This window comes from Aeromonas lacus (assembly GCF_000764665.1).
In the GTDB taxonomy this organism is placed as follows: Bacteria; Pseudomonadota; Gammaproteobacteria; order Enterobacterales; family Aeromonadaceae; genus Aeromonas; species Aeromonas lacus.
Window position 1 is genome coordinate 1 of sequence record NZ_JRGM01000046.1, and the last position, 3,083, is coordinate 3,083.

General features: G+C 52.3%; 1 rRNA gene. It reads right to left on the reverse strand.

Annotation, left to right across the window (positions count from 1 at the left end):
• Positions 1-49: 49 nt before the first annotated feature.
• A 23S ribosomal RNA gene (locus tag LG31_RS0106765) occupies positions 50-2,938 on the reverse strand.
• Between the last annotated feature and the right edge of the window lie 145 nt (positions 2,939-3,083).

Below are 3,083 nucleotides of genomic sequence, written 5' to 3' on the forward strand. Positions count from 1 at the left end.
AGTAGTTCGTTCATTCGCTACAAGGCCCAGAACACTTCTTGGGTGTTGTATGGTTAAGCCTCACGGGTAATTAGTACGGGTTAGCTCAATGCATCGCTGCACTTACACACCCCGCCTATCAACGTTGTGGTCTCCAACGGCCCTTTAGGACCCTCAAGGGGTCAGGGATGACTCATCTCAGGGCTCGCTTCCCGCTTAGATGCTTTCAGCGGTTATCGATTCCGAACTTAGCTACCGGGCAGTGCCACTGGCGTGACAACCCGAACACCAGAGGTTCGTTCACTCCGGTCCTCTCGTACTAGGAGCAACTCCCTTCAATCATCCAACGCCCACGGCAGATAGGGACCGAACTGTCTCACGACGTTCTGAACCCAGCTCGCGTACCACTTTAAATGGCGAACAGCCATACCCTTGGGACCGACTTCAGCCCCAGGATGTGATGAGCCGACATCGAGGTGCCAAACACCGCCGTCGATATGAACTCTTGGGCGGTATCAGCCTGTTATCCCCGGAGTACCTTTTATCCGTTGAGCGATGGCCCTTCCATTCAGAACCACCGGATCACTATGACCTACTTTCGTACCTGCTCGACCTGTCCGTCTCGCAGTTAAGCTGGCTTATGCCATTGCACTAACCTCCTGATGTCCGACCAGGATTAGCCAACCTTCGTGCTCCTCCGTTACTCTTTGGGAGGAGACCGCCCCAGTCAAACTACCCACCAGGCACTGTCCGCGGCCCAGATTCATGGGCCTGCGTTAGAACATCAAACATACAAGGGTGGTATTTCAAGGACGGCTCCAGCGCAACTGGCGTCACGCCTTCAAAGCCTCCCACCTATCCTACACATGTAGGTTCAATGTTCAGTGCCAAGCTGTAGTAAAGGTTCACGGGGTCTTTCCGTCTAGCCGCGGGTACACCGCATCTTCACGGCGAATTCGATTTCACTGAGTCTCGGGTGGAGACAGCATGGCCATGGTTACACCATTCGTGCAGGTCGGAACTTACCCGACAAGGAATTTCGCTACCTTAGGACCGTTATAGTTACGGCCGCCGTTTACCGGGGCTTCGATCAAGAGCTTCGCTTGCGCTAACCCCATCAATTAACCTTCCGGCACCGGGCAGGTGTCACACCCTATACGTCCACTTTCGTGTTTGCAGAGTGCTGTGTTTTTGATAAACAGTCCCAGCCATCTGGTCACTGCGACTCCCGTCAGCTCCATCCGCAAGGGACTTCACCAACAAGAGCGTACCTTCTCCCGAAGTTACGGTACTATTTTGCCTAGTTCCTTCACCCGAGTTCTCTCAAGCGCCTTGGTATTCTCTACCCGACCACCTGTGTCGGTTTGGGGTACGATGACTTGTAATCTGAAGCTTAGAGGCTTTTCCTGGAAGCAGGGCATCAATGGCTTCCACACCGTAGTGTGTTCGTCTCGTGTCTCAGCGTTGCACCTCCGGATTTACCTAAAGGTACCGCCTACGCACTTTCACCAGGACAACCGTCGCCTGGCCCACCTAGCCTTCTCCGTCCCCCCATCGCAATTACAAGTCGTGCAGGAATATTAACCTGCTTCCCATCGATTACGCCTTTCGGCCTCACCTTAGGGGTCGACTCACCCTGCCCCGATTAACGTTGGACAGGAACCCTTGGTCTTCCGGCGAGGAGGCTTTTCACCCCCTTTATCGTTACTTACGTCAGCATTCGCACTTCTGATATCTCCAGCATACCTCTCGATACACCTTCGCAGACTTACAGAACGCTCCCCTACCACTTGCACTAAGTGCAAATCCGCGGCTTCGGTGCCTGGTTTGAGCCCCGTTACATCTTCCGCGCAGGCCGACTCGACTAGTGAGCTATTACGCTTTCTTTAAATGATGGCTGCTTCTAAGCCAACATCCTAGCTGTCTGAGCCTTCCCACATCGTTTCCCACTTAACCAGAACTTTGGGACCTTAGCCGGCGGTCTGGGTTGTTTCCCTCTTCACGACGGACGTTAGCACCCGCCGTGTGTCTCCCGGATAGTACTTACTGGTATTCGGAGTTTGCATGGAGTTGGTAAGTCGGGATGACCCCCTAGTCCAAACAGTGCTCTACCCCCAGTAGTATTCGTCCGAGGCGCTACCTAAATAGCTTTCGGGGAGAACCAGCTATCTCCGAGTTTGATTGGCCTTTCACCCCCAGCCACAGGTCATCCCCTAACTTTGCAACGTTAGTGGGTTCGGTCCTCCAGTTGATGTTACTCAACCTTCAACCTGCCCATGGCTAGATCACCCGGTTTCGGGTCTACACCTTGCAACTAGACGCCCAGTTAAGACTCGGTTTCCCTACGGCTCCCCTATACGGTTAACCTCGCTACAAAATGTAAGTCGCTGACCCATTATACAAAAGGTACGCAGTCACCCCGAAGGGCTCCCACTGCTTGTACGTACACGGTTTCAGGTTCTATTTCACTCCCCTCACAGGGGTTCTTTTCGCCTTTCCCTCACGGTACTGGTTCACTATCGGTCAGTCAGGAGTATTTAGCCTTGGAGGATGGTCCCCCCATATTCAGACAGGATGTCACGTGTCCCGCCCTACTCGATTTCACATCAAGGTTGTTTTCGTGTACGGGGCTATCACCCTGTATCGCCGGCCTTTCCAGGACCGTTCCACTAACTTCCAAGATGCTTAAGGGCTAATCCCCGTTCGCTCGCCGCTACTGAGGGAATCTCGGTTGATTTCTTTTCCTCGGGGTACTTAGATGTTTCAGTTCTCCCGGTTCGCCTCGTTACACTATGTATTCATGTAACGATACCTAGCTTATGCTAAGTGGGTTTCCCCATTCGGAAATCTGTGAGTAATAGCGTCTCTTACCGACTTCTCACAGCTTATCGCAGGTTAGTACGTCCTTCATCGCCTCTGACTGCCAAGGCATCCACCATGTACGCTTAGTCACTTAACCATACAACCCCAAGAAGTGTCGGTGAAACCGACGCAGCTTGTTGTCGTACAACAAGGACCAAATAAAATTTGGTTTTCGCCAAGAAGTTTCCAAAGCACTTGTAACAAATGTTTGAGAACTACTTTTTAAATCAGCTTTCCAGATT